This is a genomic window from Saccharothrix carnea (assembly GCF_003014735.1).
GTDB classification, from domain to species: domain Bacteria; phylum Actinomycetota; class Actinomycetes; order Mycobacteriales; family Pseudonocardiaceae; genus Actinosynnema; species Actinosynnema carneum.
Genome location: NZ_PYAX01000017.1, coordinates 35,448 through 50,446 on the forward strand (window position 1 = coordinate 35,448; position 14,999 = coordinate 50,446).

Below are 14,999 nucleotides of genomic sequence, written 5' to 3' on the forward strand. Positions count from 1 at the left end.
GAGACCTAGCCCTGCCACCGGCGCAGCACGACCACGGCGTTGTGGCCGCCGAAGCCGAACGAGTTGCTCATGACCACGTCCACGTCGTGCGCCTGCGCCTCGTGGGCGACGAAGTTGACGGCGGGGTCGATCGGCTTGTGGCAGTTGACGGTCGGCGGCACGAGCCCGCGGTTGATCACCATCGCGCCGACGATCGCCTCCACCGCACCGGCCGCGCCGATCATGTGGCCGGTCATGGACTTGGTGGAGCTGACCGGGATCCGCTCGGCGTGCGCACCGAACACCGCGCGGATCGAGTCCAGTTCGGACTGGTCGTTGAACACGGTGCTGGTGCCGTGGGCGTTGACGTAGCCGACGTCCTCGGGCGCGAGGCAGGCGTCCTCCAGCGCGCCGCGCATGGCGGCCCGCGCGCCCCGGCCCTCGGGGTGCGGCGCGGTCCAGTGGTGCGCGTCGGAGGTGGCCGCGTAGCCGGCGACCTCGGCGAGGATCGTCGCACCCCGCGCCAACGCGTGCTCCGCGGACTCCAGCACCACGATCCCGGACCCGGACGCCATCACGAACCCGTCGCGGTCCTCGTCGAACGGACGGCACGCCTCGGTCGGCGCGTCGGTCCGGGTGGACAGCGCCTTGGCGTTGCCGCTGCCCGCCATGTCCACCCGGGTCAGGATGTTCTCCGCGCCGCCCGCGACCACCGCGTCGACCACGCCGTAGCGCACCCAGCGGGCCGCCTCGCCGATCGCGTCGGTGCCGGACGCGCACGCGCTGCTCAACGCCCGCGTCGGCCCGGTGACGCCGAACGCCAGGCTGATCTCGCCCGCCGCGCTGTCGATGGCACCGGTCACGGGCGCGAACGGGCTGACCGCGCGCGGCCCCTTGGCGCCCAGCGTCACCACGTGCTCGCCGAGGGACTGCATCGGCCCGTAGCCGCTGCCGATGAGCGCGCCCACCCGGTGCGCGTTGTCCTCGGTGATCTCCAGCTTCGCCGTGCCGACCGCCTCGGACGCGGCGGCGAACGCGTACTGCGCGTACGGGTCCATGCGCCGGACCTGCTTGTGGTTCAGGTACTTCTTCGGCTCGAACCCCTTGACCTCGCCCGCCAGGTCGGTGGGCAGGTCGGAGGCGTCGATGACGGTCACGTTGCCGATCCCGCTGCGCCCCGCGACCAGCGCGTCCCACGTCTCGTCGGCGGTGAGGCCGACCGGGGACACCACGCCCCAGCCGGTGATGACGACTCGCCTGCCGTGTCGTTCAGCCATGTGCCGTTCCTCGCTTCGATCGTGGGTCAGTCGGCGACCGGGAAGCTGCCGCCGAGTTCGTGGTCGGCGAACAGCGCGTCTTCCAGGCGGGTGGGAACGTTGAGGACGACCACCTGGCCGTCCCGCGAGCGCTGCCAGGCGTCGGCGACGTCCGCGCGCAGCGACTCCTTGGTCACGGTCACCTGGTGCACGCCGCGCCACCGCGGCGCCTGGGCCGTGACGGCGTCCGGGTCCACGAACGCCGTGCCCGCCAGGTCCTTGTTGTGCGGGCCGAGCTGGGAGTGCAACCAGCCGTAGCCGCCGTTGCGCAGCACCACGTAGACCAGCCCGCCGCCGAGCGCGGCGGCCGTGGGCAGGTCGGCGTCGAACAGGCCGAACGCGCCGTCGCCGACGAACGCCACCACCGGCCGGTCGCCCGCCGCGGCCTTCACGCCGACCGCCGCCGCCGCGCCGAAACCGAGGCTGGTCTGCTCGGACGGCACCACCGAGCCCGCGCCGTGCGCGCACTCGAACCGGGGGAAGCTGTAGGACCACATGTCCTGCAACCCGTTCTCCTGCACCAGGACGCGGTCGCCCGGCAGCTCGGCGTCGAGCGCGGCCAGCACCTCCACGACGTGCAGCTCGGGCTTGGCCGCGAGGGCGGCCAGCTCGCGGCGGTGGTCGGCGCGCAACCCGTGGTGCACCTCGTCCACGCGCTTGGACCACTCCACCGGCGCGCTGTCCACGGCCTGCTCCAGCCACACCGCGCACACGTCCGCGCCGTCGCCGAGCACGACCGGTCCGGTGTACTGGGTGGCCACGCCCGCCGCGTCCACGTTGACCTGCAGCACGGGCACGGTCGTGCCGAGCGCGTCGGGCCAGCCGTAGGTGGCGGTCTCCTCCAGCCTGCTGCCGAGCACCACCACGCAGTCGGTGTCGGCCCACAACGCCTTGGCCCGCTCCGGCGCGTACAGCCCGGCGAGCCCGATGAACCGCACCGACGACTCGTCCACCGCACCGCGTCCGCTGGCCGTGCAGGACAGGGCCGCGCCGACGCGTTCGGCGAACCGCTCCACGACGCCGTCCGCGTTGCGGTGCCGCATCCCGCCGCCGACCAGCACGATCGGCCGCTGGGCGTTGCGCAGCACCTGCGACGCCGCCGAGTCGCCCGCCACCGGGACCGTCGTCGGGCGTTCGACGGGTGGCGCGGGCGGCGGCACGGGCACGTCCACCTTCAGCAGGTGGTCGGGCACCTCCACGTACACCGGACCGGTCGCGCCGGACGTGGCCACGAGGACGGCCCGGCGCACGGCGGGAGCCAGCCGGTCGGGGTGCTCGACCCGGGTCGAGGACTTCACCAGCGGCGCGAGGACGGCCTGCTGGTCCAGTTCCTGGAACGCGCCGCTGCCCCGCCGTTCCGCCGCCGTGCCGCCGGACAGCAGCAGCACGGGGGCACCGGACGACGCCGCCTCCAGCAGGCCGGTCGCGGTGTTGGTCACCGCCGGGCCCTTGCCGACCAGCGCGACGCCGAGCGCGCCGGAGCGCAGCGCGTAACCGGTGGCCATGAACACGGCGTTGCGCTGGTCGCGGCACACGACCAGCCGGACACCGGCGGCGTGCAGCGCGCCGAGCGCGTCCAGGTCGTCGTCGGGCAGGCCGAACACGACTTCCACGCCCGCCTCGGCGAGCAGCCGGGCCACGGCGTGCCAGGCACCCCGGACGTGGTGGCCCGGGGAACGCGGCACGGACAGCGGTTCCAGGTCGATCACACCCATCTCCCCCTCGCCCGTCAGGCCGTGCGGCCGGTGGCGTCGGACGCGGTCAGGCGGTCGGGCCCGAGGTGGTCCGCGACGGCCTTCGAGATCAGCAGCGGCTCGGCGCGGCGCGTGCGGCCCAGCGCGGCGTAGTTGGCGCGGATGCCCGTGCCGCCGAACGGCGCGTTGCCGTCCTCGATGTCGATCACGGTCTCGTTGATGCTGACCGTGTGCCGGTGGCGCAGCAGCTCGACGGTGTCGGGCAGGTCGCCGTAGACCGTGGCGGCCATGGCCCGTTCCTGGAAGTACTGGTGGTCCAGCATCGGGTGCAGCCAGTCGGTCGAGGTGAACGGCACCACGTTGAAGATCGGCGCGAACAGCTCGGGCGGGGTGATCTTGGTGTCGGCGGGCCGGATCAGCACGGTGGGGCTGAGGTGGTCGTCCACGAAGTTGACCTCGCCGCCCGCGGCCAGGTGCTCGCGGCCGGAGCGCAGGTAGTCCAGCGACGCGTCGAACGCGTCGAGGTAGAACATGTGGCTGTAGTCGGCGTTCGGGTCGTCGAAGCGGCCGTAGCGCAGGTTGTCCACGCGGCGGCACAGCAGGTTGCAGAACTGGGCGCTGATCGATGTGTGGACGAACACCACGTCCGGGCCGAAGCAGTCCTGCCCGGAGTTGAGCATCCGCACCCGCAGCAAGCCGTCCACGGCCTTCGGGATGTCGGCGTCCGCGCCGACCACGAACGGGTTCACGCCCTGGCCGAAGTAGAGGAACAGCTGGTCGCGGCGCAGCCCGGCGCGGATCTTCTCGGCGTTCTTGAACGTGCCGGTGAACACCAGCACGTCCGAGCGCGCGCCCTCGCCCTCCATGAACTCCCGCTGGCCGCTGTCGTCCATGACGATCGGCAGGTGGTGCACGCCGGACAGCAGCTCGTGCAGCTTGAGCAGCTGGTCGGAGATGCGCCGCGACGGCCGGAACACGACCCGTTCGCTGTAGAGGCTGGGGATCGCCAGGTACAGCACGTAGCTGTAGAGCGGGATGTTCGACGGCATCAGCACGCCGATCTGACCGATCGCGGGCGGCCGGTACCGGGCGATCTCGGCGGCGGCACCCTCCAGCGCGGCGATCGACGCGTCGATCTCGCCGTACGCGGTCTTGTAGTTCGTCACCTGCGTGAGCAGGGACATCACCTCGGCGCGGCGTTCGCGCAGCAGTTGGGCGAGGTCGGTGAGCCGGGCCAGCCGGTCCGGGAACGGGATGGCCGACGGGTCCGCGTCACCGTGCGCCCTGGGGAAAACGCCCTTGACGCCTTCGAGCGCCACGGTCGAGGCGGCGATGTCGCGCAGCGCCCGGAGGTCGACCTTGCCGTTGCCGTTGAGGGGCAGTTCCTTGAGCACGACCACGCGGTTGGGCTGCTCGTGCGCGGCGACGAACCGCGACACCGTGCGCTTCCAGTGCGCCACGGGCTGCTCGGTCGGGTCGGTGATCACGAACACGAGCTGGGTGCCGCGCTGCTCGTCCTCGACCGGGATCACGCGCACCGGCGCGCCGCACGCACCGGCCTTCTCCGCGATGGCGTCCGGGTAGAGCGTGTGGCCGAAGCGGTGCACGGCGGACTTGCGGCCGAGCACGCGCAGCTGCCCGGCGGGCGTCAGGAAACCGATGTCGCGGGTGTGGAACTCCTGCCGCTCGACCTCGCGGACCCGTCCGCCCGGTTCGAGCAGGCCCACCATGATGTCGGGGGTGCGGACCACGACCTCGCCGACCTCGCCCGGCGGCACCGGGTTGCCCACCGGGTCGCGCACCTCCACGACGACGCCGTCCAACGGCGTGCCGCAGTAGGTCGGGTCCTCGATCGAGGACAGGGCGATGTTGCCCGCCTCGCTGCTGCCGTAGCCGTCCAGGAGCGTGGCGCCGAAGCGCTTCTCGAAGCGGGTGCGCAGCTCGTCGCGCAACGGTTCGCCGCCGACGCACCACATGCGCACCGAACCCAGGTCGCGGGTGTCGCGGCGGGCGATGACGCGCAGCATCGTGTCGTAGGTGGCGGGCACGGCGTCCACGACCGTCACGCGCTGCCGGGCGATCACGTCCAACGCCTGGTCCACGCGCCTGCTGGGTGCGATGACGAGCGTGGCGCGGGCGTCCCACCAGAGCATCAGCATGGACAGGCCGTACTGGTGGGTGAACGGCAGCAGCGGCAGCAGCACGTCGGACCCGACGTAGCCCATGCGCCGCTGGGTGCGCTCGACGTTGCGCCGCACCGACGCGCCGGAGCGCACGATGCCCTTGGGCTTGCCGGAGCTGCCCGAACTCCACACCACGAGCGCGTCACGCCGCTGCGCCCACTGGGCGAAGGTCAGCTCGGGGACGTCGGCCACGGGCACGTCGTGCGCGGTCTTCACCAGGGCGTGCAGGTCGAGCAGGCCGGCCGCGACCCGGTCGAACGCGGGATCGGCCTGGTCGGCGTCGGTGACGAACCAGCGGGCGCCGGAGTCCACGACGTGCTCGGCGGCCTGCGCCGGCGGCAGCCCGGGATCGACCAGGCCGACCGAGACGCCCAGCTCCATCAGCGCGAACAGCACCACCACGAAGTCGTCGGAATTGCGCGCCGACAGCACGACGCGATCGCCGTCGTCGACCCCGCGTTCACGCAGCACGCCGATCAGCGCGTGGCAGCGTTCGGCGACGTGTGCCAGGGGTGTTTCCCCGCCGTGTTCGTTGACAAGCATGGCTCTGCCCTCGTTCCTCGTTCTTCGCCACACCCACCGGGGCGTTGACGCGGAATGGACCCGGTCCGGCGGCACGCTGGAGAAACCCCAGGTGGGTCGCGTCGACCAATACCGCCCGGACAGGCGTGGGCGGCTCACGTCCGGTTTCGTGAGCCGAGGCTTTCGGACACATTTCACCCGCGATCGCGCGGGATGCCGGAAATGGCGCGGGAGCGCTAGGTGGAGGGCCGCGCCTCACGTGGCGCACGCGTCGGACGCGGTGCGTGCCACGGGCGCGACCTCTGCCCACGACTCGGCGGAACACCCGGTGGCGCGGTTTCGACCGCGCCACCCGAGTCACCGCCGGTAGTGCCCGCCTCACGTTTGCCCGCCCCGCGCACCGCGTTCCCGAATGGTCCGGGAACGGCGGTGAACGGGCCCCTGGGACAGGAGATCGTGTTCACTGCCGTCGTCCTCGTTGGAAGTTCGCGCACGGCCGGCGGACCGCGCGTCACAGTACTGCGGACGCCGCCCCAGTACTGGCGGGCGTGCCGCCACCACCCTGATCTGCGCAGACAAGGGGGTGACTGATCGACGACCGGGCTCGTCAACTTCTAACAGGCAACGAGTGCTTCCCGTTCATCAGCACCGATCACCTTGGCCTCGAGGGCGGGCGATCACAATCAGCCGATCGGCGCAGCAGGCCGGGAAAAATGTTTCATAACACCGAACAAGAACGCTGTTCACATTGTCCGGCGCGGCAAACTAGCGACCCCTGGAAGGGGTGTCAAATCGAGTGGAACGGCGCTGACGGCCATCTTCGGAGATCCGAAACACCAGAGTACCGCCGTAACATGGCGATATAGAAGTCATATAGAGGACCCTGTCGCGGGCAGCCGGACGATCTTCACGTTAACTTGATCGACAGGTTCCCCTCAGAGTGCCGTGCGCCACCTCGCGCACCGATCGAGACGCACCGCCCCATCGGCGCGATCATCGCCTGCGCACCTCCGAAGCAACACCCCCGAAAAGGGCGGAAACCCCGCCACGCGGGCGTCCCTTGTGGACCGCAGGACGCGCGGTCGTGTTCGGTGACGGGCACGGAACCACGAAGCCACCGCCCTAATGCGGGCGGTGGCTTCGTGGTGGTGGTGCGGGCCGCGCGCTCAGCTTCCCTTGCCGTGCACGGTGTCGGCGTCGGTCGATGGATCCTCGGGTTGCGCGGTGTCGGCCGGTGGGGCGTCGGCGGCTGTGGCATCAACGTCGGCATCGGCGGGTGCGGTGTCGGCGGTGGTCTCCGCCGGTGGCGTTTCCTCCTGGCGTTCCACGCCCAGCGACCACGGGCCCGCGAGAGCGGCCAACGCCGCCACCGCCGTCACCACCGGCGCGGCGACCGCGGCCACCACCCCGGCCGTCACCGGGATGTCCAGCACCGGCTCGCCCTCGCCGTTGCGCACGACCACCCGGCGCGTGTTGCCCTCGTGCACGAGCTGCCTGATCTTCTCCGTCAACGCCTCGATCCCCGGCGCCTGACGATCACCCTGCTCCGTCATGTCCTACCCCCTTAACCTCCCATCCTGCCGCGTCCGGGCGGTTCGGAGCCAGTCGCGCGGGCGTCAGCCGACCGTGCCGGGTTGGACGGACAGCGCCACCTCGCTCCAGCCCTGCGCGTCCACGGCGTCCGAGCCACTCAGGTCCGCGCCGCTGCCGTCGAACGGGTTCGCGTCGGTGTAGCGCAGCAACCCACCCTCGGCGTTGTGCCCGAAGTAGACACCGCCACCGGCCGACAGGAGCCGCCCCGAGGACCTGCCACGTGCTCGACCGCTGGCCGTGCCGAGCAGCCAGTCCGGCCCGGTCGTGGTCAACGTCTTCAGCGCGAAACCGGTGCCGATCAGCCCATCACCGGTGATGTCACCCGCGCCCGGTTTGGTGACCGGGACGGTGTAGCGGCGCAGCGTGCCGGCGGCGATGCCGTAGAGACTGCACCGGCAGGCGACCGAACGTGGAGCCATCCCGATGAACTCGTGGAGCTATGAGTCCGCTAGGCTGGCTCCATGGGCACCCCCGGTGGACGGCGGCAGGCGCGTGGTGAGGTCGAACGACTGCCGAGCGGGTCGTTGCGGGTCAGGGTGTACGCGGGTGTCGAGCCCGGCTCCGGCAAGCGGCGGTACCTGACCGAGACGGTGCCGGCCGGGCCCGGGGCGGACCGGGAGGCCGAGGCGGTGCGCACCCGACTGCTGGCCGAGGTGGACGCGCTGCGCCACCCGCGGGCCGAGGAGCGCTCGGCCGAGATCCCGGGCACGCGGCAGCGCGGGCGGCGGCGCGGCGAGTTGACCGTCGCGGCGGTCGCGCGGCTGGCCGGTGTCTCCGCGCCCACGGTGTCGAAGGTGCTCAACGGGCGGCCGGGGGTGGCGCCGCCGACCCGGCGGCGGGTGGAGGCGGCGCTGCGCGAGCACGGCTACCGGCGGCCGGAGGCGGTCGTGCGGGCGCCCAACGTGGAGGTCGTGTTCTTCGGCATGCAGAGCTACCTGGCCGTCGAGGTCATGCACGGCGTGGAGCGGGTCGCGGGCGGGCACCGGCTGGCGGTCGGGTTCACCGACGCCGCGCGCCAGGCGTCGACCGGCCGGTCCTGGGCGCGCGACCTGCTGGCCCGCCAGCCGTACGGCGTGGTCGCCGTGCACCTGGGCTTCGCCGCCACCGAGCAGCTGGGTCTGCTGGCCACCAGCGGCATCCCGCTGGTCGCGCTGGACCCCACGGGCGAGCCGGAGCACGCGGTGCCCTCGGTCGGCGCGGCCAACTGGAGCGGCGGGATCGCCGCCGCGCGGCACGTGCTCTCCCTCGGCCACCAGCGCGTGGCCGTGATCTCGGGCCCGCCGGAGCGGATGTGCGCGCGGGCCCGGCTGGGCGGTATCCGGGCGGCGATGGACGAGCACGGCGTGCCGCTGGACGAGCGGCTGGTGCGCATCGGGCAGTGGTTCGCCTTCGAGGAGGGCTTCAACCACGCCCGCGAGCTGCTGCGGCTGCCCGACCCGCCCACCGCCGTGCTGTGCGGCAACGACCTGCAGGCGCTGGGCGTCTACGAGGCCGCGCGGCAGGCAGGCCTGCGCGTCCCGGAGGACCTCAGCGTGGTCGGCTTCGACGACATACCGGCCGTCCGCTGGTGCGGCCCGCCGATGACGACCGTGCGGCAGCCGATGGTGGAGATGGGCGCCGCCGCCGCCGAGCTGGTCCTGTCGCTGGCCGCGGGCCGCACGCCCGACCAGCCGCGCGTGGAACTGCCGACCACCCTGATCGTCCGGGACAGCACTGCGCCGCCGCCGAGGTGAGGTTCACATACCGAAATCACCGCTGGGCCGAACGAGTGAACTAGCGAAGCGTTTCCAAGCCCGATCGAAAGCTTTCGACCTGCGGAATCGGTCCCCGAGCCCGCGCCTGCGGGCTTTGCGCAACCGTTGCCCTCCCCCGCTCCGCGCTCCTAGCTTCGGTTCACCGCCACCGTCCCCCGCCCGCTCCCTCATCACCTTCGAGGTCCGCTGATGAGCACGAGATCGCCCGTCCTCTCCGTCTTCCTGGCCTTGGTGGTCCTCGCCGCCCTGGTGCCGGTGATCGTGCTGACGGCCCGCGCACCGGACGCCTCGGCCGCCGCCGACCGGGACTACGTCTCGTTCAGCCCCGTCCGTGGCGGGTTCACGCTCGCCGCGCACGGGAAGGCGGCTCCGCTGTTCGTCAGCGGCGACGACTTCCCGGGTGTGGTGCGAGTGGTGGACGACCTCCGCGACGACGTGGAACGGGTCACCGGCGTGCGCCCGACCGTCTCCACCGGCACGCCGTCGTCCGGTGAGGTCGTGCTGGTCGGCACGGTGGGCCGCAGCACGCTGGTCGACGGGCTGGTCGCGGCCGGGAAGCTGGACGTCGACCGGATCCGCGGCAAGTGGGAGACCTCGCTGCAGCAGGTGGTCGAGAATCCGGTACCCGGTGTGCGCCGGGCGCTGGTGATCGCGGGCAGCGACCAGCGGGGCACGATCTTCGGCGTCTACGACGTCTCGCGGCGGATCGGCGTGTCGCCGTGGCACTACTTCGACGACGTGCCGGCACGCAAGCACAGCGCGCTCTACGTTCGGCCGGGCAGCCACACCCAGGGCACCCCGGCGGTGAAGTACCGCGGTGTGTTCATCAACGACGAGAACCCCTCCACCGGCCAGTGGGCGCGGGCGACGTTCGGGCCGGGGTTGGCACCGGGCCAGGAGGGCGGGTTGAACCACCGGTACTACGAGAAGGTCTTCGAGGTCATGCTGCGGCTCAAGGCCAACTACCTGTGGCCCGCGGTGTGGGGTCGGGCGTTCGCCGAGGACGACCCGCTCAACCACGCCACCGCGACCCGCTACGGCGTGGTGATGGGCACCTCGCACGAGGCGCCGATGATGCGCGGCATCGAGGAGTGGAAGCGCAACCCCACCCGGTACGGCGGCACGGGCGAGTGGAGCTTCCTGCGCAACGCCACCGCCGTGCGGGACTACTGGGCAGACGGCATCAAGCGGATGGAGCGGGAGAAGGTTGAGGGCGTCGTCACGCTGGGCATGCGCGGTGAAGGCGACACCAGCCTGCCTGACGGCGACGGTGTCGAGCTGATGCGGGACATCATCGCGAGCCAGCGCCAGATCCTCGACCGCGAGAGCGGCACGCCGTTGGCCGAGATCCCGCAGGTCTTCACGCTCTACAAGGAGGTCCAGCGCTACTGGGACCGGGGCCTGCGCCCGCCGGACGACGTCACGGTGGTGTTCGCCGACGACAACTGGGGCAACATGCGCAAGGTCCCCGATCCCTCGCTGCCCGCCCGCGCGGGTGGCTACGGCCTGTACTACCACTTCGACTACGTCGGCGGCGGCCGCAACTACAAGTGGGTCGACACGATCAACCTGGCCAACACCCGCGAACAGCTCGACCTGTCCTACGAGTCCGGCATCGACCGGCTGTGGGTCGTCAACGTCGGCGACCTGAAGAACGAGGAGGCACCCACCCAGTTCTTCCTCGACTACGCCTGGAACCCCGACGCCATCCCCGCCGAGGGCATCGAGGACTGGACCCGGAAGTACGCCGCGCAGAACTTCGGCGACCGGGCCGCACCGGCGATCGCCGAGGTGCTGCACACCTACGGGCAGCTCCAGGCCCGCCGCAAGCCCGAGGCGACCAACCGGCGTTACACCCGCGGTGCGACGGGTGCGATCACCACCGACGACGCGATGACCCCGTACAGCATCGAGAACTACGGCGAGCTGGACCGCGTCACGGCCGAGTGGGAGGAGTTGGCGGCCAAGGCCGAGGCGGTGGGCCGGACGTTGCCCGCGGCCGACCGGGACGCCTACTACCAGCTCGTGCTGTACGCGACCAAGGCGACCGCGAACCTGTACGCGTTGCGCAAGGCGCAGTTCCTCAACCGCTGGTACGCCTCCCAGGGACGGGCCGCCACCAACGACCTCGCCGCCACGGCCGAGGCACGCCTGGCCGACGACGTGGCCATGTCGAACCACTACAACACCACCCTCGCCGGCGGGAAGTGGACGGGCTGGCAGACCCAGACCAAGATCGGCTACGGCGACAAGGCCCGCTACGGCAACAACGCGAGCTGGCAGGAACCACCGGCGCCCGACCGGATCTACCCCGCCCTGCACCGCATCACCGTCCCGGCTACGGCGGAGATGGGCGTCGCGATCGACGGCTCGCTCGACTGGTGGCCCCACGCCACCGAGCAGCCCGTGCTGCCGGAGTTCAGCCCCTACCAGACCTCGCCCGCCCAGTACATCGAGGTGTTCAACCGGGGCACCACCCCGTTCGACTACCGGGTCGCGCCGTCCGTGCCGTGGCTGAACGGCGCCAGTGGCACCGTGACCAAGCAGGCCCGGGTCACGCTCGAGGTCGACTGGGCCGAGGCGCCCGCAGGGAGGACCACGGTGCCGATCACCGTGACCGGCGCCGGTCGCACCGTCACCGTGCAGGCGGTGGTGGACAAGCCGACCACGCCGAAGACCGGGTTCGTGGAAGCCGGGGGTTACGTCTCCATCGAAGCCGACCACCACACCCGCGCGGTCGCCGGCAACGGCGTCTCGTGGTCGCACCTGCCGGACATCGGCCGCACCGGTTCCGGCATGCGCCCCAGCCCCGTCACGGCCGCCGACCAGACCCCGGGAGGTAACGGCGCACGCCTGGAGTACCAGGTCGATCTGCACACCACCGGCCCGGTCACGGTGTGGGCGTACCTGTCGCCGCGCAACAACGTGCGGCCGGGCGCGGGCGTCGAGTACGCGGTATCGCTGGACGACCAGGCACCGCAGACGGTGAACACCACGACGGCGACCGGCTCCGACGACACAGCCATGAACAAGGGCTGGGAGATGAACACCCTCGAAGCCGTCAACCGCACGTCGACCACGTTCACGGTCTCCTCGCCCGGCGTGCACACGCTGAAGTTCTGGGCCGTGGACCCCACCGCGGTGCTGCAGAAGCTCGTGATCGACACCGGCGGGTTGGAGTACAGCTATCTGGGCCCGCCGGAGAGCCACCGGGTCACGCCGCGCGCCGCCGGCTGAGCTGAGCCCACCCGGTCGGCGGGAACCTCCCGCCGACCGGGCACGGTTCCGGGTGTTCCCGGTGAGTGCGCGGGGCGGTGCACGACCGGGAGCGCCGGCTTCCCAGGGTTCTCCCAGGAACTCCCCGGGAACGGTCAGGACGGCTCGGCACGCTCGGTCCCATGACCATGATCGACGTCACGGGGCTGACCAAGCGGTACGGTCCCGACACCGTGGTGGACGACCTGTCGTTCACCGTCGAAGCCGGGCAGGTGACCGGGTTCCTCGGCCCGAACGGCGCGGGCAAGTCCACGACCATGAAGGTGATCCTCGGGCTGGCCGCGCCCACCCGCGGCTCGGTCACCATCGACGGGCGCCGCTACCGCGACCTGCCCGTGCCGCTGACCGAGGTGGGCGCGCTGCTCGACGCCGGCGCCGTGCACGGCGGCCGGAAGGCGTACGACCACCTGCTGGCGCTCGCCGTGGCCAACGGCCTGCCGCGGCGCCGGGTCGGCGAGGTGCTCGCCCGGACCGGGTTGGAGGGCGTGGCGGGCAAGCGGGCGGGCGGGTTCTCGCTCGGCATGCGGCAGCGGCTCGGCATCGCCGCCGCGCTGCTCGGCGACCCGCGGGTGCTGATCTTCGACGAGCCGGTGAACGGGCTCGACCCCGAGGGCATCCGCTGGATCCGCGACTTCATGCGCTCCCTGGCCCGGGAGGGCCGCGCGGTGCTGGTCTCCAGCCACCTCATGAGCGAGATGGCGCAGACCGCCGACCACCTGGTGGTGATCGGCCGCGGCCGGCTCATCGCCGACACGAGCACGAGTGAGTTCCTGCGCCGCAGCGGCGAGGGCACGGTGCTCGTCCGCACGTCCGAACCGGCCGGGTTCGCGCTCCGGCTGACCGCGTCCGGCGCCACCGTGCGGGAGGGCACCGAGTCGTCGCTGGTGGTCTCCGGCCTGACCGGTGCGGAGATCGGCGAGCTCGCCGCCTACCACGGCATCGTGCTCAGCGAGCTCACGCCGCAGCGGCCCTCGCTCGAGGACGCCTTCATGGAGCTGACCAAGGACAGCGTCGAGTACCAGGGGGTGACCGCGTGAGCCCGCACGCCTCCCGGGTGGCGTTCCGCCACACCCTGCACGCGGAGTGGGTCAAGCTCCGCAGCCTGCGTTCCACCTGGTGCACGCTCGCCTGCCTGTTCGCGGTCGGGCTCGGCATCACGTCGCTGGCGACGAGTTCCGCGGGCGCGGAGCACGAGAGCGCGTCGGCCGCCGAACGGGCGGCGTGGGACCCGACGAACCTCAGCCTGACCACGTACGTCGTCGCGCAGCTGATCATCGGGGTGCTCGGCATCCTGGTCGTCACCTCCGAGTACGCGACCGGCCTGGTGCGCACCTCGCTGGCCGCCACGCCGCGCCGGCACCGGCTGCTGGCGGCCAAGGTGGTGGTGGCCACCGCGGTCGCCCTGGTGGTGGGCCAGGCGTTGATGTTCGCCGCCTTCCTCCTCGGCCAGTCGCTCCTCGCTGCGCGCGACGTGCCGCACGCGGCACTGGGTGATCCCGGCGTGCTGTCCGCCGTGGCCGGTGGTGGGCTCTACCTCGCGGCGATCGCGCTGCTCGCGATCGGGCTCGGCACGATCATGCGCGCCACGGCGGGAGCGCTCGCGACGCTGGTGGGAATCGTGTTCCTGGTGCCCGCGCTGGCGGGCCTGTTCCCCTCGTGGCTCCGGGGCCTGCTCGACTTCTGGCCGACCCGGGGTGCCGCGGCCGTGTTCGCCACCGTCCCGGACCCCGCCTACCCGCACCCCTGGCTGAACCTGGGCGGGATGTGCCTCGGGGTCGTCGCCGTGCTGGCCGCCGCGTTCGTCGTCTTCCGCCGCCGGGACGTGTGATGGCGGCGACACGGGACGTGGGCCGGGGTGTGGCGGCGTCGGTGGCGGCCGTCGTCGCCATGGCGGGCACCGCCGTGGCCGGGTTCGCGGGTGGCCTGCTCGTCGACGGGGTCCTCAGGTTCGCGTCCGTATCGTGGCCGGCGTGGCAGGACCGGGTCGGGCGATGACGCTGCTCGTGGTGGACGACGAGGACACCGTGCGTGAACTGCTGTCCGCGACGCTGAGGTTCGCCGGTTTCCGGGTGACGTCCGCGGCGACCGGCGCCGAAGCCGTCGCAGCGGCCACCGCGGAGCCGCCGGATCTCGTGCTGCTCGACGTGATGCTGCCGGACGTGGACGGGTTCGAGGTGGTGCGGCGGCTGCGCGAGCACCGCGCGGAAGGCCACCGCGGGCCGGTGCCCGTCCTGTTCCTCACCGCCCGCGACCGCCAGGCCGACAAGGTCACCGGGCTGTCGCTCGGCGCCGACGACTACGTGACCAAGCCGTTCGACCTGGAGGAGCTGATCGCCCGGATCCGCGCGATCCTGCGCCGCACCGCGGGCCACCACGTGGGCGTGCTGACCGTGGGCGCGCTCGCGCTCGACCCGGAAGGGCACCAGGTGACGCGGGCGGGCACGGCCGTCCGCGTCTCCCCCACCGAGTTCCGGCTGCTGCACTACCTGATGGAGAACGCCGGGCGCGTGGTGTCCAAGGCGCAGATCCTCGACCGGGTGTGGCGCTACGACTTCGGCGGCGACGCGAGCATCGTCGACACCTACATCTCGTACCTGCGGCGCAAGGTCGACGTCGGGGAACCCAAGCTGATCCACACCGTGCACGGCGTCGGGTACGTGGTGCGGGAACCGTCGCGGTGAG

Annotated in this window: 11 protein-coding genes; 6 read left to right on the plus strand and 5 right to left on the minus strand. The window is 72.1% G+C overall.

Translation table 11 applies throughout. The features are described from left to right. Positions 1-5: 5 nt before the first annotated feature. The 5 genes from fabF to B0I31_RS33855 form a co-directional block, all read right to left on the minus strand. Positions 6-1,256, minus strand: coding sequence for a beta-ketoacyl-ACP synthase II (gene fabF / locus B0I31_RS33835; RefSeq protein ID WP_106619484.1), 1,251 nt, complete (start codon positions 1,254-1,256; stop codon positions 6-8). 26 nt (positions 1,257-1,282) lie between these two features. After that, positions 1,283-3,004, minus strand: a complete 1,722-nt coding sequence (locus B0I31_RS33840; RefSeq protein ID WP_181320671.1) for a thiamine pyrophosphate-binding protein — start codon at positions 3,002-3,004, stop codon at positions 1,283-1,285. A 20-nt stretch (positions 3,005-3,024) separates the two neighbouring features. Continuing rightward, positions 3,025-5,715, minus strand: coding sequence for an aldehyde dehydrogenase family protein (locus B0I31_RS33845; protein WP_106619486.1), 2,691 nt, complete (start codon positions 5,713-5,715; stop codon positions 3,025-3,027). Between the two features lie 1,145 nt (positions 5,716-6,860). Continuing rightward, positions 6,861-7,247, minus strand: a complete 387-nt coding sequence (locus tag B0I31_RS33850; RefSeq protein ID WP_106619487.1) for a DUF4342 domain-containing protein — start codon at positions 7,245-7,247, stop codon at positions 6,861-6,863. A gap of 63 nt (positions 7,248-7,310) precedes the next feature. Beyond that, positions 7,311-7,706 carry a hypothetical protein gene (locus B0I31_RS33855; RefSeq protein WP_106619488.1) on the minus strand — a complete coding sequence of 132 codons (396 nt, stop codon included), beginning with the start codon at positions 7,704-7,706 and terminating at the stop codon, positions 7,311-7,313. A 42-nt stretch (positions 7,707-7,748) separates the two neighbouring features. Between B0I31_RS33855 and B0I31_RS33860 the strand changes: the two genes are divergently transcribed. From B0I31_RS33860 to B0I31_RS33880, 6 genes are all read left to right on the plus strand, one after another. Further along, on the plus strand, positions 7,749-9,020 hold the full coding sequence (locus B0I31_RS33860) for a LacI family DNA-binding transcriptional regulator (protein WP_106619489.1): 1,272 nt from the start codon (positions 7,749-7,751) through the stop codon (positions 9,018-9,020). Positions 9,021-9,230: 210 nt separating this feature from the next. Next, positions 9,231-12,278, plus strand: a complete 3,048-nt coding sequence (locus B0I31_RS33865; protein ID WP_106619490.1) for a glycosyl hydrolase 115 family protein — start codon at positions 9,231-9,233, stop codon at positions 12,276-12,278. Between the two features lie 167 nt (positions 12,279-12,445). Next, the gene (locus tag B0I31_RS33870) at positions 12,446-13,354 is read left to right on the plus strand and encodes an ABC transporter ATP-binding protein (protein ID WP_425444453.1); all 909 of its coding nucleotides are present in this window, start codon (positions 12,446-12,448) and stop codon (positions 13,352-13,354) included. After that, positions 13,351-14,145: an ABC transporter permease gene (locus tag B0I31_RS33875; protein ID WP_245950629.1), complete on the plus strand. Its 795-nt coding sequence runs from the start codon at positions 13,351-13,353 to the stop codon at positions 14,143-14,145. Before B0I31_RS33870 ends, B0I31_RS33875 begins: the two co-directional genes overlap by 4 nt. Continuing rightward, a complete protein-coding gene (locus tag B0I31_RS40935; protein WP_181320672.1) occupies positions 14,145-14,312 on the plus strand; it encodes a hypothetical protein in 168 nt (55 codons plus the stop codon). Before B0I31_RS33875 ends, B0I31_RS40935 begins: the two co-directional genes overlap by 1 nt. Beyond that, on the plus strand, positions 14,309-14,998 hold the full coding sequence (locus B0I31_RS33880; protein ID WP_106619492.1) for a response regulator transcription factor: 690 nt from the start codon (positions 14,309-14,311) through the stop codon (positions 14,996-14,998). The genes B0I31_RS40935 and B0I31_RS33880 overlap by 4 nt, the downstream gene beginning before the upstream one ends. The last annotated feature ends 1 nt before the right edge of the window (position 14,999 follow it).

Coding starts and splice junctions, on each gene's coding strand:
- fabF (WP_106619484.1), bottom strand. CDS start 1,256: ATGGCTGAACGACACGGCAGGCGAGTCGTCATCACCGGCTGGGGCGTG.
- B0I31_RS33870 (WP_425444453.1), top strand. CDS start 12,446: ATGATCGACGTCACGGGGCTGACCAAGCGGTACGGTCCCGACACCGTG.
- B0I31_RS33850 (WP_106619487.1), bottom strand. CDS start 7,247: ATGACGGAGCAGGGTGATCGTCAGGCGCCGGGGATCGAGGCGTTGACG.
- B0I31_RS33865 (WP_106619490.1), top strand. CDS start 9,231: ATGAGCACGAGATCGCCCGTCCTCTCCGTCTTCCTGGCCTTGGTGGTC.
- B0I31_RS33880 (WP_106619492.1), top strand. CDS start 14,309: ATGACGCTGCTCGTGGTGGACGACGAGGACACCGTGCGTGAACTGCTG.
- B0I31_RS40935 (WP_181320672.1), top strand. CDS start 14,145: ATGGCGGCGACACGGGACGTGGGCCGGGGTGTGGCGGCGTCGGTGGCG.
- B0I31_RS33845 (WP_106619486.1), bottom strand. CDS start 5,715: ATGCTTGTCAACGAACACGGCGGGGAAACACCCCTGGCACACGTCGCC.
- B0I31_RS33855 (WP_106619488.1), bottom strand. CDS start 7,706: ATGGCTCCACGTTCGGTCGCCTGCCGGTGCAGTCTCTACGGCATCGCC.
- B0I31_RS33860 (WP_106619489.1), top strand. CDS start 7,749: ATGGGCACCCCCGGTGGACGGCGGCAGGCGCGTGGTGAGGTCGAACGA.